The sequence below is a fragment of the Mangrovimonas aestuarii genome, from assembly GCF_028767185.1.
GTDB lineage: Bacteria > Bacteroidota > Bacteroidia > Flavobacteriales > Flavobacteriaceae > Mangrovimonas_B > Mangrovimonas_B aestuarii.
In genome coordinates this window covers 1-22,840 of record NZ_JARACK010000012.1, presented here as the reverse complement: position 1 = coordinate 22,840, position 22,840 = coordinate 1, and the positions used below count along the sequence as shown (strand labels likewise).

Annotated in this window: 23 protein-coding genes; 11 read left to right on the top strand and 12 right to left on the bottom strand. The window is 35.9% G+C overall.

The window, feature by feature from the left end:
* The first annotated feature begins 2 nt into the window (after positions 1–2).
* From PWU04_RS13015 to PWU04_RS12990, 6 genes are read left to right on the top strand one after another with little or no spacing between them, the layout of a single operon-like run.
* A complete protein-coding gene (locus PWU04_RS13015; protein WP_274476559.1) occupies positions 3–641 on the top strand; it encodes a thiamine phosphate synthase in 639 nt (212 codons plus the stop codon).
* Positions 595–1,338, top strand: coding sequence for a hydroxymethylpyrimidine/phosphomethylpyrimidine kinase (locus PWU04_RS13010; RefSeq protein WP_274476558.1), 744 nt, complete (start codon positions 595–597; stop codon positions 1,336–1,338). The genes PWU04_RS13015 and PWU04_RS13010 overlap by 47 nt, the downstream gene beginning before the upstream one ends.
* Before the next feature lie 3 nt (positions 1,339–1,341).
* Positions 1,342–1,974 (top strand): thiamine phosphate synthase, encoded by a 633-nt coding sequence (locus PWU04_RS13005; RefSeq protein WP_274476556.1) that lies wholly within the window; start codon positions 1,342–1,344, stop codon positions 1,972–1,974.
* A 13-nt stretch (positions 1,975–1,987) separates the two neighbouring features.
* Positions 1,988–2,761: a thiazole synthase gene (locus tag PWU04_RS13000; protein WP_274476595.1), complete on the top strand. Its 774-nt coding sequence runs from the start codon at positions 1,988–1,990 to the stop codon at positions 2,759–2,761.
* A 2-nt stretch (positions 2,762–2,763) separates the two neighbouring features.
* Positions 2,764–3,888, top strand: a complete 1,125-nt coding sequence (gene thiH / locus PWU04_RS12995; RefSeq protein WP_274476554.1) for a 2-iminoacetate synthase ThiH — start codon at positions 2,764–2,766, stop codon at positions 3,886–3,888.
* Positions 3,885–4,934: a HesA/MoeB/ThiF family protein gene (locus tag PWU04_RS12990; RefSeq protein ID WP_274476553.1), complete on the top strand. Its 1,050-nt coding sequence runs from the start codon at positions 3,885–3,887 to the stop codon at positions 4,932–4,934. Before thiH ends, PWU04_RS12990 begins: the two co-directional genes overlap by 4 nt.
* A 90-nt stretch (positions 4,935–5,024) precedes the next feature.
* On the opposite strand, the gene PWU04_RS12985 is transcribed toward PWU04_RS12990, so the two are convergent.
* A complete protein-coding gene (locus PWU04_RS12985; protein WP_274476552.1) occupies positions 5,025–5,861 on the bottom strand; it encodes an OmpA family protein in 837 nt (278 codons plus the stop codon).
* Between the two features lie 304 nt (positions 5,862–6,165).
* Here PWU04_RS12985 and PWU04_RS12980 point away from each other — a divergent pair, with 304 nt between their 5' ends.
* Positions 6,166–8,946 (top strand): M16 family metallopeptidase, encoded by a 2,781-nt coding sequence (locus PWU04_RS12980; RefSeq protein WP_274476551.1) that lies wholly within the window; start codon positions 6,166–6,168, stop codon positions 8,944–8,946.
* A 126-nt stretch (positions 8,947–9,072) separates the two neighbouring features.
* On the opposite strand, the gene PWU04_RS12975 is transcribed toward PWU04_RS12980, so the two are convergent.
* Positions 9,073–9,555, bottom strand: coding sequence for a DinB family protein (locus PWU04_RS12975; protein ID WP_274476550.1), 483 nt, complete (start codon positions 9,553–9,555; stop codon positions 9,073–9,075).
* Positions 9,556–9,712: 157 nt separating this feature from the next.
* Here PWU04_RS12975 and PWU04_RS12970 point away from each other — a divergent pair, with 157 nt between their 5' ends.
* On the top strand, positions 9,713–10,378 hold the full coding sequence (locus tag PWU04_RS12970; protein WP_274476549.1) for a sterol desaturase family protein: 666 nt from the start codon (positions 9,713–9,715) through the stop codon (positions 10,376–10,378).
* 722 nt (positions 10,379–11,100) lie between these two features.
* Here PWU04_RS12970 and PWU04_RS12965 read toward each other — a convergent pair.
* The 5 genes from PWU04_RS12965 to PWU04_RS12945 all read right to left on the bottom strand — a co-directional run bounded on the left by PWU04_RS12965 (position 11,101) and on the right by PWU04_RS12945 (position 14,449).
* Entirely contained in the window at positions 11,101–11,694 is a 594-nt protein-coding gene (locus PWU04_RS12965) for a Crp/Fnr family transcriptional regulator (RefSeq protein ID WP_274476548.1), read from the bottom strand.
* A 180-nt stretch (positions 11,695–11,874) separates the two neighbouring features.
* Positions 11,875–12,543, bottom strand: a complete 669-nt coding sequence (locus PWU04_RS12960) for an OmpA family protein (RefSeq protein ID WP_274476547.1) — start codon at positions 12,541–12,543, stop codon at positions 11,875–11,877.
* 13 nt (positions 12,544–12,556) lie between these two features.
* Positions 12,557–13,063, bottom strand: coding sequence for a lipocalin family protein (locus PWU04_RS12955; RefSeq protein WP_274476546.1), 507 nt, complete (start codon positions 13,061–13,063; stop codon positions 12,557–12,559).
* 94 nt (positions 13,064–13,157) lie between these two features.
* The gene (locus tag PWU04_RS12950) at positions 13,158–13,547 is read right to left on the bottom strand and encodes an acyl-CoA thioesterase (protein WP_274476545.1); all 390 of its coding nucleotides are present in this window, start codon (positions 13,545–13,547) and stop codon (positions 13,158–13,160) included.
* Complete coding sequence (locus PWU04_RS12945) at positions 13,547–14,449, bottom strand: DUF72 domain-containing protein (protein ID WP_274476544.1); 903 nt, start codon at positions 14,447–14,449, stop codon at positions 13,547–13,549. The genes PWU04_RS12950 and PWU04_RS12945 overlap by 1 nt, the downstream gene beginning before the upstream one ends.
* 121 nt (positions 14,450–14,570) lie before the next feature.
* On the opposite strand from PWU04_RS12945, the gene PWU04_RS12940 reads away from it, so the two are divergent.
* The 3 genes from PWU04_RS12940 to PWU04_RS12930 all read left to right on the top strand — a co-directional run bounded on the left by PWU04_RS12940 (position 14,571) and on the right by PWU04_RS12930 (position 16,698).
* On the top strand, positions 14,571–14,987 hold the full coding sequence (locus tag PWU04_RS12940; protein WP_274476543.1) for a glyoxalase: 417 nt from the start codon (positions 14,571–14,573) through the stop codon (positions 14,985–14,987).
* A gap of 142 nt (positions 14,988–15,129) precedes the next feature.
* Positions 15,130–16,329, top strand: coding sequence for an alanine dehydrogenase (locus PWU04_RS12935; RefSeq protein ID WP_274476542.1), 1,200 nt, complete (start codon positions 15,130–15,132; stop codon positions 16,327–16,329).
* A complete protein-coding gene (locus tag PWU04_RS12930) occupies positions 16,330–16,698 on the top strand; it encodes a hypothetical protein (RefSeq protein WP_274476541.1) in 369 nt (122 codons plus the stop codon). It abuts the gene before it with no gap.
* Between the two features lie 65 nt (positions 16,699–16,763).
* Here the strand turns inward: PWU04_RS12930 and PWU04_RS12925 are convergent, their stop codons facing one another.
* From PWU04_RS12925 to PWU04_RS12905, 5 genes are all read right to left on the bottom strand, one after another.
* Complete coding sequence (locus PWU04_RS12925; RefSeq protein WP_274476540.1) at positions 16,764–17,225, bottom strand: cold-shock protein; 462 nt, start codon at positions 17,223–17,225, stop codon at positions 16,764–16,766.
* A gap of 63 nt (positions 17,226–17,288) precedes the next feature.
* A complete protein-coding gene (locus tag PWU04_RS12920) occupies positions 17,289–18,644 on the bottom strand; it encodes a DEAD/DEAH box helicase (RefSeq protein ID WP_274476539.1) in 1,356 nt (451 codons plus the stop codon).
* 40 nt (positions 18,645–18,684) lie between these two features.
* Entirely contained in the window at positions 18,685–19,995 is a 1,311-nt protein-coding gene (locus tag PWU04_RS12915; protein ID WP_274476538.1) for a DEAD/DEAH box helicase, read from the bottom strand.
* A gap of 25 nt (positions 19,996–20,020) precedes the next feature.
* Positions 20,021–21,367 (bottom strand): DEAD/DEAH box helicase, encoded by a 1,347-nt coding sequence (locus PWU04_RS12910; RefSeq protein ID WP_274476537.1) that lies wholly within the window; start codon positions 21,365–21,367, stop codon positions 20,021–20,023.
* A gap of 224 nt (positions 21,368–21,591) precedes the next feature.
* A partial coding sequence (locus PWU04_RS12905) for a T9SS type A sorting domain-containing protein (RefSeq protein ID WP_274476536.1) occupies positions 21,592–22,840 on the bottom strand: 1,249 nt, incomplete at its 5' end.

Here is a 22,840-nt window from a genome sequence, read left to right as displayed (position 1 = left end):
AGATGTTTATAGTTGTTACAAGTCCTATTAAAGTAAAGCTTGATGAAGATGTTGTAAACCGTCTATTTACAATAGGTTTGAAGATGTTACATTTAAGAAAGCCTGATTCAACAATAGATGATTACAGAACATTTCTACAGGGAATAAACATGGTGTATCACGATCGTATTGTGATACACCATTACCCTGAATTGTGTCATGAATTTGGCTTAAAAGGATATCATCTCACAGAATCCAATCGTGAAGAAATGGGAAGCGAACTAGAAGATTTTGTTAGGCAAATGCAAGATTCAGGATTTACAGTTAGTACTGCTTTTCATGATTTAGAAACATTGAGATTATGTGATATTCCTTTTGATTATCACTTACTGAGCCCAGTATTAAATTCTATTTCAAAACCTGACTATTTGGGGAAAGCTTTTGACGTGAACAATATTTCTAAAGCAGTAATAGGTTTGGGAGGGATTGATTCGGGAAATATAGGAATGATAAAGGATTTAGGCTATAACGGTGTGGCTGTTTTAGGAAGTATTTGGGAGCATAACAACCCTCTTGAGGCATTTATAAACATTCAAGAAGCATATTATAAACACTATGTTACAAAGGCCAAAGGTATTGAGCATTTCTGGATTCGATCCTAGTGGTGGTGCTGGTTTAACGGCTGATCTTAAAACTTTCGAAACATTAAAAGTATATGGGTTAGGGGTTGTTACTGTCAATACCATTCAAACAGATAAAGATTTTAAAGATTGTATTTGGACTGATGTTAAAGTTATTCAATCGCAAATTGAAATGCTTTTTCAACGTTTTCAGATAGATGTTGTGAAAATCGGATTAATTGAAAACTGGAAGGTTTTAGAGTTTGTGATTAATCTTCTGATAGAGAAAAATCCTAACGTAAAAATCGTCTTAGATCCTATTTTAAAATCATCGACCAATTATAGCTTCCATCAAGCTTCAAATGGTTTTCATTCTTTATTGGATAAGATCTTTTTATTGACTCCTAATTACCTTGAGTTTCAACAATTATTTCCCGATAAAAATAAAGAAAACATTCCTGGTATAGTTGAAGGAAAAACGAATATCATTTTAAAAGGAGGGCACAACAATACTAACATAGGAACGGATCAATTATTTGACTCAGATGGTAATATTTATGTTTTTCACCCTAGTAGTTCAGACTGTTCCGAAAAGCATGGCAGTGGTTGTGTTCTAGCGTCATCTATTGCTGCATATATGGCTTTGGGTAAGCCTTTGGACATAGCTTGCAACATGGGAAAACAATATACAGAACGCTTTTTAGCTTCAAATAATTCCCTTTTGGGATATCACTCTTAAACTATGATAAAACTCTATTATATATCACAAGGACAAACGCCAGAAGAACATTTAGCTAATATTGAACGGGTATGTCAAGCTGGTTGCAGACAAGTACAACTCCGACTAAAAAATATAGACGATAAAGTTCTAATCGATACCGCTCAGCGGGCAAAAACCATGTGTTCTAGATACAAGACATTATTGATTATCAATGATAGTGTTGACGTTGCTAAAACTGTTGATGCTGATGGTGTTCATTTAGGTAAAAATGATACATATCCAGGATTGGCTAAAGAAATATTAGGTCCGTATAAAATAATAGGAGGGACAGCAAATACACTCGAAGATTGCTTGGAACTCCACAAACAAGGTGTCGATTACATTGGTTTGGGGCCATATCGATTTACAACTACGAAAAAATTATTAAGTCCCATTTTAGGGCTGGAAGGCTACAATAATATTCTAACTAAACTCAAAGAGAGAAACATTCATATCCCAGTGTTTGCCATTGGAGGAATTTTGGAAACCGATATCACTCCTATATACGAAACCGGAATAACAGGTGTTGCCGCTTCAGGAATGCTTACAAACACTTCCGATGAAGAATTGATCAAACTCATTCAAGGATGCTCTAAAAAGGAACTAAACCAATAAACAAATTATTATGATTAATGATACACTTCAGATAGCAGACAAAACATTTCATTCTCGATTATTTACGGGAACTGGTAAATTTAGCAGTTCAAACCTTATGGAAGAAGCTATATTGGCTTCAGAAAGTGAATTGGTTACGGTTGCTTTAAAGCGAGTAGATGTTGAGAATGAAGAAGATTCTATGTTATCTCACTTAAATCATTCCAATATTAATTTATTGCCAAATACTTCTGGGGTTCGTACTTCTGAAGAAGCCGTTTTTGCAGCGCAGCTGGCAAGAGAAGCTCTCCAAACCAATTGGATTAAATTAGAAATCCATCCAGACCCTAATTATTTACTGCCTGATCCTATTGAAACCCTCAATGCAGCTGAAGAGCTAGTAAATCAGGGGTTTGTGGTGATGCCATACATTCACGCCGACCCTGTATTATGTAAACGTTTGGAGGAAGTGGGAGTTCAATGCGTTATGCCTTTGGGCGCGCCGATTGGAAGTAACAAAGGATTGAAAACATTGGAGTTCCTTCAAATTATAATCGATCAAAGTAATGTGCCTGTGATAGTCGACGCCGGAATTGGTAGTCCATCGCATGCTGCATACGCTATGGAACTGGGTGCCGATGCTGTTTTGGTCAATACTGCAATAGCGGTTTCTAACAACCCGGTACTTATGGCAAAGGCATTTAAACAAGGGGTAGAAGCTGGTAGGATGGCCTATAATGCAAAATTGGCTGCTGTCAGTGATAAAGCTGAAGCTAGTAGTCCTTTAACCGCTTTCTTAAACTTATAATGATGAAGACGTTTTCAGAAGTTTTAGGAGATTATGACTGGGGTGCAACTCTGAATAGCATTTTGACTAAAACCCAAGCAGATGTTAAAATTGCATTAGGAAAGACCAATCGAGATATTGAAGACTTTAAGGCGCTTATTTCACCTGCAGCTAAGCCTTTTTTGGAAGTTATGGCGCGAAAGAGTCAGGTACTTACACAAAAGCGGTTTGGAAATACTATTCAAATGTATGCGCCTATGTATCTCAGTAATGAATGTCAAAACATCTGTTCGTATTGCGGCTTTAGTTTTACCAACAAAATTCCCCGTAGAACACTTACGGATGCCGAAATCCTTAAAGAGGTTAACTATTTAAAATCCAAAGGATACAACCATATTTTGTTGGTTACAGGTGAAGCCAATCGTACAGTTGGTGTAGAATATCTTGAAAACGCAATCAGACTGATAAAGGATAAAGTTGCCAACATAAGCATTGAAGTTCAACCATTGGAACAGAAAGATTACGAGCGGCTCATAAATGCAGGACTTTATGCCGTCTTGGTATATCAGGAAACCTATCATAAAGACACATATAAAATTCATCACCCTAAGGGTAAGAAATCCAATTTTGAGTATCGATTGGAAACACCTGAACGACTGGGGAGAGCCGGAATTCATAAAATAGGGTTAGGAGCCTTATTTGGATTGGAAGATTGGCATGTCGACAGCTTTTTTACGGCTTTGCATTTACAGTATTTAAAGAAACAATTTTGGAAATCGCGATTTTCTATCTCATTTCCACGATTAAGACCGCATAGTGACGGAATAGAGCCCAAAGTTGAAATGACAGACTCCGATTTGTTACAGCTTATTTGTGCTTTCAGGTTGCTAGATGAAGATGTTGAACTATCAATATCTACAAGGGAAAGTGAAATATTCCGTGATCATATTGTGGATTTAGGCATTACGTCCATAAGTGCAGAATCCAAAACCAATCCGGGAGGGTATACAGTAGAGCCTCAATCTTTAGAGCAGTTTGAAATATGTGACGAACGAAGTACAGAATCTATAGCAACTATGCTACGAAATAAAGGCAAAGACGTTGTTTGGAAAGACTGGGAACCGCAATGGCAAAATACAGGACTATGACACTGACAAAACAAGAACAAGAGTTTTATGCGCGACATATTTCACTGGATGAGATAGGCGAGGAAGGACAAAAAAAGCTCAAATCTGCAAAAGTGTTGGTTGTTGGTGCAGGCGGATTGGGGTGCCCAACACTTCAATATTTAACTGCCGCCGGAGTTGGTACTATTGGCATTATCGATCCAGATGTTATTGCTATTTCAAACTTACAGCGACAAGTACTTTACACATATGAAGATATAGGTAAACCGAAAGCTCAAATAGCAGCTTGTCGTCTTAAAAAAAACAACCCAAACATACAGTTTTCACAGTACATTGAACCTCTTACTTCAACTAATGCTTTAAGTTTATTTGGCGACTACGATATAATAGTGGATGGCAGCGATAATTTCGCTACGCGATACCTAGTAAACGATGCCGCGGTGTTAACTTGTAAACCTGTTGTTTTCGGTTCCATTTTTAAGTTCACTGGGCAAGTAAGTGTTTATAATTTCGAGAGCGGACCAACCTACCGCTGTTTATATCCTAACCCTCCAAAAGTGGATAATATTCCAAATTGTTCAGAAATTGGTGTTTTAGGGATGTTGCCAGCAGTTATCGGTAGTTTACAAGCTAATGAGGTCATTAAATTAATTTGTGGAATAGGAGAACTGTTAACAGGGAAATTATTATTGTTCGATGCACTTAAGACGAGTTTTAGTTGCATTAAATATCGTGCTACTGAAGAACGACATATTCAAGAGCTTAAGAATCAATATGACATAAATTGTGAAGTTTTAGTCAAAGAAATTACTCTTCAGGAGCTAAATGAAAACAAAGACCAATACAATCTTTTGGATGTGAGGACTCTTAAAGAGAGAAATAATCATCATATTGGGGGGCTACACATACCTATAGATAAAATTGAAGCAAGATTTCATGAAATTCCAACAGAAAGAGATGTTGTTGTGTATTGTCAATCAGGAAAACGGAGTGTTTTAGCAATTAATAGGCTAGAAAAACTGTTAAATATTGAGTTGTTAAACCTTAAAGGAGGACTTAACGGATAGTCCTAAAAAAATAAAAGAGACTGCCTGTTCAGCAGCCTCTTTCTCGAGGGAATTCAGAGTAATATGGATATGAAAATTTGGACTAATTAACTAACCGTTGTTGTTGTCCATTAATGCGAAGAACTTATCTAAGTTTGGAAGAATAATAATTCTCGTTCTTCTATTTTTAGCTCTATTCTCCCTAGAGTCGTTTTCCACTAATGGTTTGTGGAAACTTCTTCCTGAAGCGATTAATTTAGATGGATCTACATTGTATTGGTCTTGAAGCTTACGAACTACAGATGTTGCACGCAACACGCTCAAGTCCCAGTTATCTCGAACTTTATCGGTTTGAATACTTTTTGAATCAGTGTGACCTTCAACCATAACCTCGATGCTTGGCTCAGAATTGATAACATCGGCAAGTTTCTGTAAAATGTGGTCAGCTTTATTGCTTACTCTATAGCTTCCGCTATTGAACAACATTTTGTCCGAAATAGAAATCATCACTACAGTCTCATTGATATTGATAGAGATATCCTCATCTTCTTCCAAAGTGCTTGTGTCAATAGATTTTTCAAGGTTGTAAGCAACTGCAAGATCCATAGAGTCTTTTAAAGTTTTGGCTTGACTCAATTTAGCAGGATCTACATTTTTTAGGGTTTCGCGCATTTTAGCTTTCGTGTCGTTAGAAATAACGGCTACACCTTCTACGCTAACCATTTGAGCATTGTTTTCTTCGGTAAGACTGTTAATCTTATCGTTATAAGAATTAACACGCTCTTCAATAATGGCAAACTTGGTTTCCAAATCTTCCTTCTCTAAGGTAGTTTTGGCAAGCTCGCTTCTAATTTCTCCATTTTCTTGCTCTAACGCCATATATTTCTTTTTAGATACACATGAACTCATTAAAGCTAAACTAAGTAGGGCAATTGAAATTTTCTTCATAGTTAAAATTAGATTTGTTTACTATTATCTACGCTGATAAGGTTGAATTAGATGCTTTAAGTTTTATTTAAGATTATATTTAACGTTTTTTTAACATTTTAATTCTTGATAATCAACGTGTTATAAAATTGTTTTTTCATGTTTATTTCATCGTTCCTTGGGGAAATTCAAACAAATAAGTTGGTTTAATTTTATTATTTGGGATAATTTGTAATAATTGCATTTCATTGATTGTGAGAATGTTAATCTCTTTTTGTATTTTAGAGGGACTATTAATCGATAACTAACTTCATATCCGTTTGTCATGAAAAAATTTCTGCTCGCATTAATTTGCACCCTTATGTTTCACTTGACCACTTATTCACAAACACTTCAATTCTCTTCAGATCAAATTAATATAGATTACAAACAATACAAACTTCCCAATGGATTACAGCTGTTAGTTTATGAAGATCATAAAGCTCCGATTGTAGCGGTTAATGTTTGGTATCATGTAGGTTCAAAAAATGAAAAACCCGGAAAAAGTGGTTTTGCACACTTATTCGAACATTTAATGTTTAACGGCAGTGAAAACTTCAATGACGATTATTTTCAGGCAATCGAAAGAATAGGAGGGACTGATGTTAATGGAACCACAAATTCTGACAGGACCAACTATTTTCAAAATGTACCTGTTTCAGCTTTAGATCAAGTATTGTTTCTGGAATCTGATCGAATGGGGCATATGATAGGTGCCATAACCCAGGAATTACTTGATGAACAACGTGGCGTGGTACAAAATGAAAAGCGACAAGGGGAAAACCAACCTTACGGTCAGGAAAACAACTATTTAACCAAGGCAATGTTTCCTTCAGGACATCCATATTCTTGGACGGTAATTGGTGAAATGGAGGACCTTAACGCAGCATCTTTAGAAGACGTACATGAATGGTTTAAAAAATATTACGGAGCAGCTAATGCCGTAGTTGCTATTGCAGGTGATATTACACCTGATGAAGCTTATAATAAAGTGCTCAAATATTTTGGGGATATTCCGTCTGGACCAACTATAGAACGTCAGGAAATCAATATTCCAGAACGTTTAACGGATACATATCAAGAGTATCAAGATCGTGTGCCAGAAACAAGAATGGTAATGGCTTGGAATACGCCACAATTTGGAGATAAAGAAGACCTTTATTTTGATTTGATTGCTGGTATTTTAGCTAATGGAAAAAACTCTGTTCTTTACAAAAAATTGATATATGACACTCAATTGGCAAATTCAGTTAATGCCTTTCAATATTCTAGGGAAATTGCCAGTAATTTTATAATTAAAGTAAACTTCAAGAATGAGAAAAACAAAGAAGAAATAACTAGAATAATTAATGATGCATTAACACAGTTAATGACACATGGCCCTTCTGAGCATGAACTAAATAGGGTCAAAGCATATTACTTATCTAATTTCATTAAAGGTATGGAGCGGATTGGGGGCTTTGGTGGAGTATCGGACATATTAGCTTCGAACCAAACTTATTTTGGTGATGCTTCTTATTATAAAACTAAACTGGAATACCTTGAAAATGCTACACCTAGCGATATTAAAGCAACTGCAAAAAAATGGTTGACCAAAGGAAAACACACTTTAGTATGCTCTCCGTTTCCCGAATATACTACAACTCAATCTACTGTAGACCGTTCTAAACTTCCGGTATTGGGACCAACCAAAGAATCTAAATTTCCAACACTTCAGCGAGCAACACTTTCCAACGGGCTTGAAGTGATATTAACTCAACGCAGTGATGTTCCTACTATGGTTCTGGACATGATGATAGACGCTGGATATAAGTCAGATCATTTGTCAAAACCTGGTACAGCTAAATTGGCGATGGACTTGATGGATGAAGGTACAAGAGAGTTAAATAGTCTTCAGATAAATGAAAAACTACAGTTTTTGGGAGCAAACTTGAGTACTGGCTCTGATATGGATTATTCAAGTATTACAATGAATACTTTAAAACAGAGTTTTGGAGAAAGCCTGGATTTGTTTGCAGATGTAGTAACCAACCCAGAATTCCCACAAAAAGAGTTTGATAGACTAAAAGCAGAACAACTGAATACTATAAAAAGAGAAAAGTCTCAACCTATTACTATGGTACTTCGTGTAATGACCAAGTACATGTATGGTGAAGACCATCCGTATAGCAACCCTTATACAGGTTCTGGTTACGAACATAGTGTTAAAGAATTAAAACGTTCGGATGTTGTTAATTTTTACAAAACATGGGTGAGACCAAATAACGTTACGCTTCTTGTTACAGGAGATATCGATATGAAAACCTTAAAACCAATGCTTGAAAAAACTTTTGATAATTGGAAGGAACAATCGGTTCCTAAGGTAGCGTTTAACAGACCTAAGACAGGAGGTAAGAACACACTGTATTTTATCGATCGCCCTGAATCGCAACAATCTGTCATTATTGCAGGTAATTTAACTACTAAATATGGTGAGATGTCCGAAGTAGCTGTAGAACAAATGGTTAATATTCTTGGTGGTAGTTTTACTTCTCGCATTAATATGAACCTTAGAGAGGATAAACATTGGTCTTATGGTGCTGGAGGCTTGGTTTTAAACGCCAAAAGCGTTCGCCCTTTTATAGTTTATGCACCAGTACAAACCGATAAAACTGCCGAATCGATAATGGAAATCAAAAGAGAGGTTTCAGAATTTATTTCCAGCAAACCAGCTACTGAAGCTGAAGTAGAAAAAGTAAAAACCAACCAGATTTTACAAATGCCTGGACAGTGGGAAACCAATACTTCTGTGAATAGTTCTGTTTATAATCTGGTACGATACGATTTGCCAGATAATTATTATCAAGAGTACGATGGTATGGTCAGGGATTTATCGGTTTCTAGTGTCAGGGATGTCAGCAAAAAAGTTATTAAACCTGATGCAATGGATTGGTTCGTTGTGGGTGACAAAGCCAAGGTTATGGACAAGCTAAAAGAATTGAATTTTGATGCCATTGTTGAGTTGGATGTAAACGGCAATCCAATTACTCCAGAAATTAAAGATGGTGCCGAAAAAATGAAAAATTAGTTAAAGAGCAGTAATTAATGTATTGAAAAATTAGAGTGATAGTATTCATTTTGAGGGGAGATGCTTTGGATGTTTTATTTCAGTGGAACGTTATTGCTCAAACGTTTTCTGATTTTCAGCAATATTTTAATACGCCATAGCTTCTTTTGTGAAGTATTTTTTTAAAAATCCCAACTGGCCAATATCATAACTTTCATGTTGAACCAAAAATGCCAAGGTTCCCAAATTACTGTTATCGCCAATAGGGTTAGGAATAGGAGCTTCATCCTGTAAATGCTCATCACTGGCTTGTTCCAATGCGTCCCATAAAAGGGCAGAGGCGCGCTTCCAATTTTCGGTTACCTCGTCTAGGTTAGAATACGATTTTCCTGATTTAATGGATTTAAAACCTTCAAAAAGACCCTGATAAGGGTTAGGCCATGGTTTTCCTAAGAACACAAGCATGTTAAACCGGGCCCAAACCGTATGGGTAGCAATCCATTCAATAGAATTGTTATGTTCAGTAATCCGATAGCTAAACTGTTCGTCTGTAATGTTTGCCAAGGTGTTTAGAAAAAGGCGTTGGTTCATCTGCAAGATAAGGGACAACTGTTCTAATTGAGGTCTCATAAGGCGATGAATTAATTGGTTTCTCTAATAAAGTTACGCATTTTCTTAATAAGAAAATATATTATAATCTGTATGTCAATACATAAGAAAAATCTGAAGATGTCAAGCGTACAACCATATTTTTTTGTACATTTAATTAGCTAAAATCAGATTTTATATGACAACTAAAAAGCGTATGAGGCCACACCACAAAGGCTCAGGAATAGTTTTTAAAAATCCTTTTTTAGAACAACTCACCAAAACACACATCGCCATTCCATTAAGTCTTTTCACCATTATATCATGTTGTCTTATTTACTATGGAATCATAGAAAAAGGGTTCACTACACCTATAATGATAGGTTTGTTTTTTGCTGGGATGTTTGTTTTTACGCTGGTTGAATATTTAATGCACAGATTTTTGTACCATTTAGGTCCAGATTACGATCACAATCCTGAAAAGTTCAGTTATAAGGTACATGGGGTTCACCACGATTACCCCAAGGACAAAAAACGTTTGGCTATGCCTCCAGTAATTGCCCTGATTTTATCTACTTTTTTCTTTATTCTTTATCGTGCCATTATGGGCGATTATGTTTTTGGATTCTTGGCCGGTTTTTTAATGGGATATACATTGTATTTGTCGGTACATTATTCAGTGCATATCTTTAAGGTTCCCAATAACTTTCTGAAAATTTTATGGCATCATCATGCCATTCATCATTACCGTGATCCAAACAAAGCTTTTGGGGTGTCATCACCATTATGGGATTATGTTTTTGGAACGATGCCAGAACAAATTCCTAATCAAGCCAAACAAGGGGAGTATATCGATCCGTCTTAATTATTTCACAAGATATGAAAACTAATTAAGGGTGAATTGATTTTATAATATTCTATTTTACATAATGTAAATTATAGAACGTTTTATGTTTTAGTAAACTTCCGTTTTCAAAGCCAATTTGAAACTACTACACACAAAAAGGCATTTAGAATTTAATTGTATTGATTTTGCAGGTTCATTACAAAATTAAGTATTCGGGACTTAGTCAAGAAAATTTTCAAATACGCAATTCTCAGCGATTGTCTTTTTGAACTATTAAACTCTATAAATAGTCATCAGAATAACTTTAAACCTTATAAAGTTGACCAAAAATAATCTCATTAATTATTTTTTCAGCGATTGTAACAATCGGGTTTTGGTAAATATTGCTAAAAAATAATATTACTTAATTATCAATTATTGCTTATGCATTTCACTCTTTTGCTATAAAAAGTGTTTTGGTTTTTATAGCGCCCCAAATGATATCCTATACCGATACCTAGTCCGAATATTACTACGAATAAAGCAACAGCATATATGATTAAATATGACATAATTAGTAATATGATTTTAGTATTGGGTAAAAAGATTTTACCTCAAAGAAGTATTAAAAAAACTAATACAATAAAGCTAAAATATAATTTTAGTTATGTGAAATGTATAAATTGACAGAATAACCGCTGCTTTATTGGTGTTTGTCAACTGTATGAGTCGTCCTATACGATTTCAAAACAATTAAAAAATTATTGCACAACTGTTAATTCTCTCAGCATTCTACTAAAAGTTTCTGGCCGTATATTCAACATTGATGCTAAGTATTTATGAGGGGCTCTATTAAGAAGAAATTTATTGCCATTTTCCAAGAAGTGATTAAATCTACCTTTAGCTGAAGGAATACGAGACATTAATGTTCTGTTCTCAGCATGAATATAATATTCTATTAAAAGTGATGTGTATATTTTATTCATTTCAGGGAAGATTTCCAAAGCATTTAAAAGATCATCGTATGATAAGTATTCTAAAGCAGTATCCTCAATGATTTGTATATTTTCTTTAGCTGTTTCATTCTTAAAAAAGCCAGTAATTGATGTAACAAACTCACCATCTGTGCTTAGCCAAGTTGTTATTTCTTTACCTTCTATGACATGATACCCACGTATCATTCCCTTTTTAACAAAGTACAATTTGTCACATATTTCGCCACTTTTGTTTAGCAGTTCCCCTTTTTTATAAATTGTGTGTTGTATTCTATCGTGAAAAAATGATTTAAAATCAGCTGATAAGGGGATGATTTTTTCCAAGAAGAACAAGCACAAACTAATTTTTTTATGTTTCATGGTAAAAAATACTTAGGCAGTTATGGTATAATTTATACAAGTTAAAACAGAGTGTTTTGTGACTAATCGAAATAACAACAATTTTTGTAAATCAAGAAAAAGTTAATACTCATTAACCTAAAATAAAACAAAAACCGAACTTTAAAGTTCGGTTTTTGAAAAGTCATAAATTTGTATTAACTAATTTGCTTGTGCTTTAGCATCTTCTATCATTTCTTCGTTGGCTGAAATGCCTATTTCTACCCGTCTATTTTTAGAGCGTCCCTCATCTGTAGAATTATCAAAGCGAGGTTTGGTTTCTCCAAAAGCTTGAACTGTAAAACGACCTGATGAGACCCCTTTGGAAATCAAATAATCTACAACCGATTGAGCTCTCTGTTTTGACAGTTTCATATTATAATCTTCAGCTCCAGTATCGTCAGTATGCCCTTCAACCATAAGATTAGTATCTGGAAATTCATTGAAAACATCTGCTACAGCATCTAGATTTTGCTTGGCCTGATCAGTAAGTGTAGCTTTGTTGGTAGCAAAGGTTACACCACTCTTCTCATCAAAATAGACTTGAATACCTTCCCCTACTCGATCTACTTCTGCTCCAGGGATTGCTTCCTCAATTTTATCGGCCTGTTTATCCATTTGGTTACCTATTATACCACCAGCAGCTCCTCCAATTGCGGCTCCTATTAAAGCACCTTTAATGTTACCTCCTATTAGCCCTCCAACAAGAGCACCACCGGCAGCACCTAATCCTGCTCCTTTTTGAGTTTTGTTTGCATTCTTGATGGCATCGCATCCCGAAATTGAGGCTACCAATGCCAATGCCAAACTTATACTTATTAATTTTTTCATGAGAATTAAATTTTTATAATGATATATCGTCAGAAGTTTTGCTAAAAGTCATTACCACATCAAATGGATTCCCTTCATAAGTGGTTGGCACTCGCATTTCCATAGAAGATTCATCCAACTTATCAATAGTTGCTCTATATCCCCTATTACCTGCATCAGTTGGTTTGTTCTTATCATCAACATATTTAAACTGAAATTGGGTAACTCCTTCAGTTTCGTCATAAAACGACCAATGGATTCTATAAGAATCTGCACTACATTGCGATGTGGAAGCTGCAGTTGTAAACTTACCTGAGCCGTTGTTTGGAATAAACACCCATTCACTGCCATTAAAGCAAGCTGAATCGGCTGCGTCGAATAAAAATGCTTTGTACAATCCCTTATCACCAACAAAGCGAATATTGGTGACCTGCCACGTTCCTTTTAGTGTTTTTTTACCGGGGATTCCGGTGGTAGTTGATTTACTTGAAGAGCAAGAAAACACTAGACAAACAATGAGTAAATAACATATTGACTTCATATTTAATATTGATTAATAGGTTAGTGCTCTACAAGTTACAAAATAAAATGTAATATTTTGCTGTAATTCAATCAGTTGTAAAACGAATTGAAATTTACTTTTCTAAGCGATTTTTAACAAACTCAATTTCTGTTTTACCATGAGGCTTCGACTTACCATTTTTATCAAGATTAACCATTATTATCTTATCGACTGTAATTATAGTTTCTAGGGTCATTTTATTACGTACTTCGCAAGCTAAGGTTATCGAGCTTTTACCAAAATGAACTACATCAATACCAATTTCAACTATATCACCAGCTTTTGCTGAGCTCATAAAATTGATTTCAGACATGAACTTGGTTACTACTTTCGGGTTTTCTAACTGTATGATAGAATAAAGAGCCGCTTCTTCGTCTATCCAAGCTAAAAGTCTCCCGCCAAATAAGGTGCCATTTGGATTTAGGTCTTCGGGTTTTACCCACTTTCTTGTGTGAAATCGCATTATAATAAGATTTTTTGTGAATAATAATTGTTAGGATTGTTGGGAATGGTTAAATTACAACCAAGCGAGGCATTAAGTTTTTTAATAAAATGTGCCGACAGCAATGGAGACTCCTTTTCAAGATTTTGATGTATAAAAAAGTCTATTTCTCGTACCCCTTGATCTTGCCATTTTTTTAGACGACCTACCCATTCATCCAAACGTGTGTAATCACTTTGGTGATTGGATCCCACATAACGTATAAAAGCAGTTCCGTTGGTCAATCGCATATGCATTAAATCCCGTCTGCCAGCAGTATCGACAATGACATTACTGATATTATTTTCTTCCAGTAACATATAAAGTTGAGTAGCTACTGTTGGGTCGTTGTACCAATCGGTGTGGCGAAACTCAATAGCAAGCGGTACTTCTTTGGGCCATTGTTCTACAAAATTGACAACTCTATCAAAATCCTTGGGACTAAAGTTGTTGTGCATTTGTAAAAATATTGTACCAAGTTTATCCTTTAGATTAGAAGCGTTGTAGAGATAATTCTCAACTATTGACTGTACATCATTCAATCGTTTCCAGTGACTGATTTCCTGATATAACTTTGGAAAAAACTTAAATCCTTCTTCCGTTTTTTCTTTCCATTTGGCAAATTGCTCCGCAGGGAATATTCTGTAAAACGTAGCATTAAGTTCTACTGCATTAAACTGAGAGGAATAATATACCAATTCGTCTTTAGTACCTCTAGGGTAAAACCCTTTTAAATCGGCACGGTTCCATTTGGCGCAGCCAACATAAACATCAGAAGACTGGCCAATTTGTTTGAATTTATTTAAAACCGATAGCGTGTCTAGATGATCTTGAGGAAGACTAAAATTTATTTCCTCTGGATTAGGAACACTTCCAAATTTCATAAGCTTAATTTTTGAGTTAAATATAAAGTTTTATCAATGTTGATAAAGCGGTTAACAAGTTAATTATTACATAACGATATAGATAATGATTATAAGTAACTTTAAGTAAACACCATTAATCATGAATACAAGACAACAGTATCTCAAGCAAATTAGACCTGAAATTGAGTCGATTACCATTCATGACAACATGAGTCATGACGAGCGCTTTCAATCCCTAACCATTAGACCTGTGGTTAAACTGCAAGGGGATTTGTTTATTGCTGTGTTTAGGAATTATATCCACAAACACAAAAGTGTATTTTATGATCTTACGTTGGATAAACGTATTGATTACATTGAAAATGCCGTTCATAAGGATATGAAGTTTAGAAACTCCCTCAAAGGAATGGTTATAGGTATGTTTACAGTTGAGGAATACAATAATTACATCAAAAACTCCTCAGCTCTTAATAAGAGGATGATGCATATTGTTAAGCAACATCTAATGGATAACATTCAACTTTTTGAACGTTACGAAATACTGGAAGCAGTTTAATGCAGTTTGAAATGTAAGACTGTATCTATAGCAAGGTTGAAGAAAGCCCCAATAGATACGGTATTATGCTATTTTATATTGAAAAATGTTAAATAATTAAACTAAATTCGTAGATTACTACTTATGATTAATTAATTCGTTCATGGCATTTTCACAGTCACCATTCACCAAAGAGGAATTACTTCCTCAAGAGGAAACACTGGAGATTTTAAAACGTAAAGGAAACTTATATATAGGTATCCCTAAAGAAACCGCTTTTCAGGAGCGACGAGTATGCCTTACTCCAGATGCTGTTTCTGCTTTAATTAGCAATGGCCATAAGGTATTAATTGAGTCGGATGCTGGTAAGGGAGCTAATTTTACAGATACCGATTATAGTGAAGCAGGTGCGGAAATCACAAAGGATACAGAGAAAGTGTATTCATGCCCTATGATTCTCAAGGTAGAACCACCTACTTTGGAGCAAATAGAAATGATTAATCCCCAGACTATTTTAATATCTGCCCTTCAGTTAAAAACTCAATCCAAAAAATATTTTGAAGCTTTAGCTGCTAAGCGTATTACTGCCTTGGCTTTTGAGTTTATCAGAGACGATGATGGGACCTACCCTGCTGTACGATCGCTTAGTGAAATAGCAGGTACGGCCTCGGTTTTAATCGCTTCGGAATTATTGTCAAACGTAAATGAAGGTAATGGATTAATGCTTGGCAACATAAGTGGTGTGCCACCTATTGAGGTCGTTATTATAGGTGCTGGTGCTGTTGGGGAGTTTGCCGCACGAAGTGCTTTAGGATTAGGTGCCAATGTTAAGGTTTTTGATAATTCAATCACTAAACTACGTACCATACAAACTCATTTAGGGCGAACCATATTTACATCTACTCTACAGCCTAAAATATTAACTAAAGCTTTAAAACGTTGCGATGTTGCTATAGCTGCTGTACGTGGTAAAGACCGCGCCCCTATTTTAGTGACTGAGGAAATGGTTGAAGGAATGAAACCTGGTGCGGTAATAATTGATGTGAGTATTGATATGGGTGGATGTTTTGAAACCAGTGAAGTTACTACACACAAAACCCCAACATTTATCAAACATGGGGTTATCCATTATTGTGTACCCAATATTCCTGCAAGGTACTCTAGGTCGGCTTCTATTTCTATAAGTAATATATTTACCCCTTATCTGCTACAAATTGCCGAGGATGGTGGTTTGGAAAATTCTGTTCGATTTGACAAAGGTTTAAAAAATGGGTTGTATTTTTATCACGGAATTTTAACCAACAAAGCAGTTGGTGAATGGTTCGACCTTAAACACAGTGATATTAATTTACTTATCTTCTAAATGACTTTATTACAACGCGTTGGATATTACCTAGGAGGCTTCTCCATAGGGCTAGTGGTTTTATTCTTTTTTTTAACAGGTAAAAAAGTGTCCTGTAGCTATGGACCTGAATCTCGTGTAAAGAAGAATATACTTACCAAAACAATGATGTATAGTGATTCAATTAAAATTTTAATTCAAAATAAATCCATAGATACAGTTCAGCTTAGGGAAGCTTTAAGAACTGGTGATATAAATTTTTCTGAAAGTAATACCAGAAAAGAACCTTGTGGCATTTACCTAATAGAAGGATCTATCAAGGAGGAAACAGTGAAGTTAACTGTTGAAAATTGTGATAGTATCGCTACGGTAAAGCGAATTTTCAAATAAATCATATAAAAAAAACGCGGAATCGCGTTTAATTAATCAAAGTATTATATAAGCATGATAAGGGGTTACTTATCCAAGGTAACCTTAACAGCATTCATTCCCTTCATACCCTTTTCCAATTCAAAAGTTACCTTATCATTTTCGGTAATTTCATCAATAAGGCCACTCACGTGGGTAAAGTATTTCTCTTGGTCTTCTGAATCAACGATAAAACCAAAACCTTTTGAGGTATTGAAAAATGCTACAGTTCCTCTTCTTACAGGATCAAAAGTGTCATTATCACTTTTTACTGATTTCGGAACACTAATTTCAATATCTTCAATGTCTACTTCAATTTTTTCTGAAGGATCAGGAGGAGTGTCAGTTAAATTTCCAAATTGATCTACATAAGCGAACTCAATTCCATTTTTTCCATTTTCCTTAGCCTCTAGCTTACGAGCTTCCATTTTCTTTTTCTTCTCTTCACGTTTTTTTAAACGTTTTTTCTCTTTTTCAATCTTGTTGTATGTCTGCTGCGATTTTGCCATTTAAAAATTTAATGTGGGTATAAGTTAGTAAAATAATATATTTTGATTCAAAAATAAGGCTAATTATTTTCGTTTATTACGCTTATTATAGTTTTTATCTCCCCTTGTTTTAGGCTTTTTATATTTCTCTTTAATCTTACGCTTGTAAGACCCGCCTTGATTGGTCTTTTTGTTTTTTTCCTTCTTTTCGTGAAAACTAGGTCCAGGAACATATTCTTCTGAAGGTTTTAACGGATTGTTTGGTTCTGTCACCTTTGGACGTTCTTCTGAAGTAAGCTGTTTGGAGATTTCAACCTCTTCTGGCATTTCTTCCATAGGAATTTGCAACTGCATAAGGTTTTCTATGGCTTCTTTGGCTTCCAACTCTTTTTCAGTATGAAACAAAAGAGCTGTTCCCTCCTCTTCTGCCCGACCAGTTCTACCAATACGGTGCATATAATTTTCAGGAAAGGAAGGCGTATCAAAATTCACTACGTGGGATATTTTATCAAGATCCAATCCACGAGCCATAACATCGGTAGTAACCAAAATTCGGTTGATGCCTTCGTCAAACTGATTAATTGAGCGGATTCTGTAATTCTGGGTTTTATTTGAGTGTATTACACAAAGTTCGTCGTTATAAGTTTCGCTTAAAGCTTCAAATAAACGATCTGCACTCTTTTTATTGGAAACAAACACCAATACCTTTCTAAAGGTTTCCTTATCTCTTAAAAGATTAGTCAAGAGGTTTACCTTGGTGTAAAAATTAGGGACCGCATAACTATGCTGGCTAATATTGTCCAACGGCGTACCGCTTAATGCAACTGAAATCTGTTCGGTTCCTCTAAAGAAATCCTGAATAAGGTCTGCAATATCGTCGGTCATTGTTGCAGAAAACATAATATTTTGACGTTTTTCCGGTAGCAGATCAAAAATATTGGTTAACTGAAACCTAAAGCCCAAATCAAGCATGACATCTACTTCATCAATAACCAGTTTTTTAATATCTCTTAAGAGTAAGGCTCGACTTAATACCAAATCGTATAAACGACCAGGTGTAGCTACAATAATATCTGCTCCCTGAGCTACTTCCGCTTTGTGGGTATTTATATTAACGCCACCATATACACCTATAACGCGAACATTAATATACTTTGAGAACTTTTCTATTTCCTCAACAACCTGTAGCACCAATTCACGTGTAGGCACCATTACCAAAATCCTTGGTGTAACTTGCTTGGAAAATTTTAGACCTTGTAGTATCGGCAACATATAGGCAAATGTCTTTCCCGTACCGGTTTGAGCTATTCCAACAACGTCCCTTCCCGATTGGATTACAGGAAATGCCTTTTCCTGAATTGGAGTTGGTTTTTCGAACCCTAAATCATCAATGGCATAACGGAGTTGATTTGAAATCTTAAAATCGTCGAAAGTAGACATAGTTATATTCTTTGTTTATTATTCTTTAGATATACCCAACCTAAACGAGGGTAATTCTGACCTTCTTTTTCTTTAGCCTGGTATTGTTCAATTGTCCTGTCAATGCTACTGCTTTTATTGCCGGCACGGCTACAAAGGTACAATCTTGTTTTAATTCGATAACACCGAGCTCTTCTTTACCAAGATTACCTTGTTTAAAGAATAAGCCAGCAACATCACCTTTTGATATTTTATCCTGTCGACCTCCTGAAATTAAAAGGGTTTTCCAATAAGGAGCTTGACGCTTTCCGCCTTGTGTAGGAGTAATTTCTGGAGCTTCCTCAATAAAATGAGGCAATGGCTTTTCAGCCCATTTTAATACATAGGCAGTTCCTTCAGCATGAACACGTGCTGTACGTCCATTTCTATGAATGAATTCTTCCTTTTTAAAAGGCAACTCATAATGGATTATAAACTGTAGTTCTGGAATGTCCAATCCACGTGCAGCTAGGTCTGTAGCCACTATAAGTTGGCAGCTCCCGTTCCTGAATTTAATCAGGCTACGCTCACGATCGCGCTGCTCCATTCCTCCATAGAAACATTCATGTTCAACATTCTGTTCCTTTAGAAAATCACTCACTACTTGAATACTATCCTTAAGGTTGCAAAATATTATACCAGGTTTATCACCTATATAATTCAACAACTTAATAAGTGTATGCTGTTTATCCCTTGTCGGAGATACAACCGACTTAATGACAAGCTTTGAAACTCCTGAGTTGAGATAATCGATAGTAATTGCTTGCTCTGCCTGTACAAAATTTGGAATACTCACCCCTTGGGTTGCAGACGTAAGGATACGTGTTGTAATATTGGAGCAAGCTTTGATAATCTCTTTCATTTCCTTTTCGAAACCAGTTTCAAGAGCTTTATCAAACTCATCCAAAACCAAGGTTTCAATATTATCTGTAGATAAACGCTCTTGCCTAAAATGGTCTGCAATTCGTCCAGGCGTTCCTATTAAAATAGCCGGTGGATGTTTTAAATCGGTTCTATCTTTGTAAATATCCCTTCCCCCATAAACAGCGTTTATTTTGTATCCTGAACCCATATCGCGGGCCACTTGTTCTATTTGTATTGCCAATTCACGAGACGGCACTAGGACAAGAGCTTGAATTCCCTCAATACCAGGATCTAAAAGTTCCAATAAGGGCATTAAAAAAGCTAGGGTCTTTCCCGTCCCCGTTGGTGAAAGGATTACAGTATTCGTATTGAAGCCAATTGCTGCAAGAGCTTCTTCCTGCATAGGATTCAATTTAGGAATCCCTAATTTGTTAAGAACCTCCTGTTGGTTTTTTATAACGCTTGCCATAGTTATATTATATATAAATAAGGGATTACTTTTTTTTCTTTTTTGATTTAGACTTATCTAGGGCTATCACATTCATAGCAGATTGCTGTGCTAGATAATTAGCTAGTAATTTCTCGACTAATTCATCTTTAGTTAGATGATGGAAAACGGTATGGATTTTAGATTTAAACGCTTTATCAACCTCATGATTAGGCTTAGTCTTAAATATTCTCTTAGCCCATAATAATGCATTGTTCTCCTCAATACTTTGTGGAGTAGCTTTTTTAAGCATTTTGAAATCAATACCTAAAACGTTTTCAAAATCAGCAAGATCCTCCAGTTCATCATTTTGTATTACCGTTAATGACAACCCTTTACTTCCAGCTCTTGCTGTACGCCCACTTCGATGCACATAGACTTCGTAAACATCGGGAAGATGGTAATTAACCACATAAGCAACATCCTTAACATCTATTCCTCTTGCGGCTAAATCTGTGGCTACAAGAATATTAATATGTCCTTCCCTAAATTGTCCCATAATTCGATTGCGAATCCCTTGTGTTAAACTTCCATGGAGTGCACCTGAGGAAAACTTATTGATGGCCAGATTTTTTGCCAGTTTATTCACGGCCGCTTTAGTTTTGCAGAAAATAATACCACGCTGCCCCTCTCTAGCACTTAGAAAATGCATAAGCACCTCTAGTTTCTCGATAGGATTAACCACAACATATTGATGGTCTATGCCCTGATGTCCCAACGTTTTCATATCGACAGACAGCTGCACAACATGCTTGGACATATAGTTTTGTATCAATTGCTTTATGGTTCCGGGCATTGTAGCTGTAAACATGAATGTCCTTCTCTTTTTAGGAAGTTCGGCTACAATTTTATCCAAACCGTCTTTTAGGACACTTATCATTTCATCTGCCTCATCCATAACAAAATATTGTGCTTGGTTAATGGAAATAGCCTTTCGGTTTATCAAATCAATTAAACGCCCTGGTGTAGCTACTACTATGTGTGTGTCCTGAGTAAGACGTTCTATTTGTGGTTTTATAGGGATGCCTCCACAGATTGCGGCCATGGATATCTTTTGATGATGGGCTGCAAAAGCAATTAAATTATTATATATCTGTTGTCCAAGTTCCCTTGTAGGGGCTACTATTACAGCTTGAATATGGGGTAATTCAGTATTAATTAATTGTAATAGCGGCAACCCAAAGGCAGCAGTTTTACCTGAACCGGTTTTCGCCAAACCTACAAGATCATCCTGTTGGTTTAAAATTACAGGGATAGTTTTCTCTTGAATTTCTGTTGGTGTGCTTATCTGTAAATCGGAAAGACCTTGTTGCAGCGGAGCAATAATCCCCAATTGGGAAAATGATTTTGACATCTAATGATTTTTTGCAAAGATAGGGACTCTTTCTCCGGTAATAGCATAGAATTGAGATATGTTGATGTTTTGGCTATTTGAAATACAAACACTTATTATGAGGAGTATAAGAAAAGAGCACTTTATTAAACAGTTGATAATTATTTTATATATATAAAAAGCGCCCGATGTAAATCGGGCGCTTGGGGATCAAATAATTGTTCTATTATCAACAAACAGAATCACTATTTAAGTATAATCTTCTTGGTTTCCTGTGCCCCGTCCTGGGTAACAGTCAATAAATAAAAACCTTTTGGATATTGTGATAAGTTGAATGTATTTAAAGTTTCACCATTTTCATTAACATCACTTAATGTCGTATTCATTAAAAGAGTTCCTTTCATATCGAACAACTGTACTGTCGCTCCTGCTTTTGCACCTGTTACTTGAAGGTTTACCACATCATAAGTTGGGTTTGGATAAACTTTAATTCCGAAAGGATCATTTTTAAAGTTAGTATCACCTCCACCTCCAAGAGAGTTACAGTTGCTAACAAACACTTTTACATCATCTGTATCTGAAGTAATTCCGTCAGAAACTGTCACAGTATAAGTAGTTGTACTATTAGGTGATACAATAATACTTTGGGATGTTTCCCCAGTACTCCATAAATACTCTGTTCCACCGGTAGCTGTAAGCGTAATGCTTTCACCTTTACAAAGATCTACATCCTCACCTGCATAAGCTTCTACTGGAGGTACAGCAGCTACAACAGTTACAGTTACCATATCAGTTGTTGAACAACTATTGTTAGTAGCTGTTACAGTATAAGTTGTAGTTACCATTGGTGATACAGTAATCGATGCTCCGGTTTCACCATTATTCCATTCAAAGTTTCCAATACCAGTAGCTGTAAGGGTTATACTTTGCCCTTCAGTGATTGTTATATCGTTACCAGCGTTTACTTCAGGTAAAGGGTTTACAGTTACCACTACTTGATCTGATCCTGTAGCTTCTCCACTAGTTCCTGTTACAGTATATGTTATTGTTTCAAATGGTGATACTGTAATGCTCGCTCCTGTCTCTCCGTTACTCCACTCATATGAATCTGCTCCTGTAGCTGTAAGTGTAACACTGTTTCCTTCACAAATAGTTACATCAGGTCCTGCACTAACTTCAATTGCAGGTGCCGTAGGTTCATTAACAGTTACCGTTACAGTGTCCTCTGCAGTACAGCTGTTGTTTGAAGCTGTTACTGTGTAGGTTGTTGTAGCCGATGGCGATACAGTGATTGATGCTCCGGTTTCACCGTTGCTCCATTCAAACGTTCCGTTACCAGTTGCGGTAAGGGTTACGTTATCACCTGATGTAATGGTCACATCGTTTCCAGCGTTTACCTCTGGCAATGCGTTTATGTTCACAACTACCTGATCTGTATCAGTAGCAGATCCACTAGTACCTGTCACAGTGTAAGTTGTAGTTTCACTTGGAGAT

Coding starts and splice junctions, on each gene's coding strand:
- PWU04_RS12950 (WP_274476545.1), bottom strand. CDS start 13,547: ATGCGATTTCACACAAGAAAGTGGGTAAAACCCGAAGACCTAAATCCA.
- PWU04_RS12975 (WP_274476550.1), bottom strand. CDS start 9,555: ATGAGACCTCAATTAGAACAGTTGTCCCTTATCTTGCAGATGAACCAA.
- PWU04_RS12915 (WP_274476538.1), bottom strand. CDS start 19,995: ATGGCAAGCGTTATAAAAAACCAACAGGAGGTTCTTAACAAATTAGGG.
- PWU04_RS12960 (WP_274476547.1), bottom strand. CDS start 12,543: ATGAAAAAATTAATAAGTATAAGTTTGGCATTGGCATTGGTAGCCTCA.
- PWU04_RS12930 (WP_274476541.1), top strand. CDS start 16,330: ATGACTTTATTACAACGCGTTGGATATTACCTAGGAGGCTTCTCCATA.
- PWU04_RS12970 (WP_274476549.1), top strand. CDS start 9,713: ATGACAACTAAAAAGCGTATGAGGCCACACCACAAAGGCTCAGGAATA.
- PWU04_RS12965 (WP_274476548.1), bottom strand. CDS start 11,694: ATGAAACATAAAAAAATTAGTTTGTGCTTGTTCTTCTTGGAAAAAATC.
- PWU04_RS12910 (WP_274476537.1), bottom strand. CDS start 21,367: ATGTCAAAATCATTTTCCCAATTGGGGATTATTGCTCCGCTGCAACAA.
- PWU04_RS12935 (WP_274476542.1), top strand. CDS start 15,130: ATGGCATTTTCACAGTCACCATTCACCAAAGAGGAATTACTTCCTCAA.
- PWU04_RS13015 (WP_274476559.1), top strand. CDS start 3: ATGTTTATAGTTGTTACAAGTCCTATTAAAGTAAAGCTTGATGAAGAT.
- PWU04_RS13010 (WP_274476558.1), top strand. CDS start 595: ATGTTACAAAGGCCAAAGGTATTGAGCATTTCTGGATTCGATCCTAGT.
- PWU04_RS12985 (WP_274476552.1), bottom strand. CDS start 5,861: ATGAAGAAAATTTCAATTGCCCTACTTAGTTTAGCTTTAATGAGTTCA.
- PWU04_RS13005 (WP_274476556.1), top strand. CDS start 1,342: ATGATAAAACTCTATTATATATCACAAGGACAAACGCCAGAAGAACAT.
- thiH (WP_274476554.1), top strand. CDS start 2,764: ATGAAGACGTTTTCAGAAGTTTTAGGAGATTATGACTGGGGTGCAACT.
- PWU04_RS12955 (WP_274476546.1), bottom strand. CDS start 13,063: ATGAAGTCAATATGTTATTTACTCATTGTTTGTCTAGTGTTTTCTTGC.
- PWU04_RS12945 (WP_274476544.1), bottom strand. CDS start 14,449: ATGAAATTTGGAAGTGTTCCTAATCCAGAGGAAATAAATTTTAGTCTT.
- PWU04_RS12980 (WP_274476551.1), top strand. CDS start 6,166: ATGAAAAAATTTCTGCTCGCATTAATTTGCACCCTTATGTTTCACTTG.
- PWU04_RS12925 (WP_274476540.1), bottom strand. CDS start 17,225: ATGGCAAAATCGCAGCAGACATACAACAAGATTGAAAAAGAGAAAAAA.
- PWU04_RS12940 (WP_274476543.1), top strand. CDS start 14,571: ATGAATACAAGACAACAGTATCTCAAGCAAATTAGACCTGAAATTGAG.
- PWU04_RS12920 (WP_274476539.1), bottom strand. CDS start 18,644: ATGTCTACTTTCGACGATTTTAAGATTTCAAATCAACTCCGTTATGCC.
- PWU04_RS12990 (WP_274476553.1), top strand. CDS start 3,885: ATGACACTGACAAAACAAGAACAAGAGTTTTATGCGCGACATATTTCA.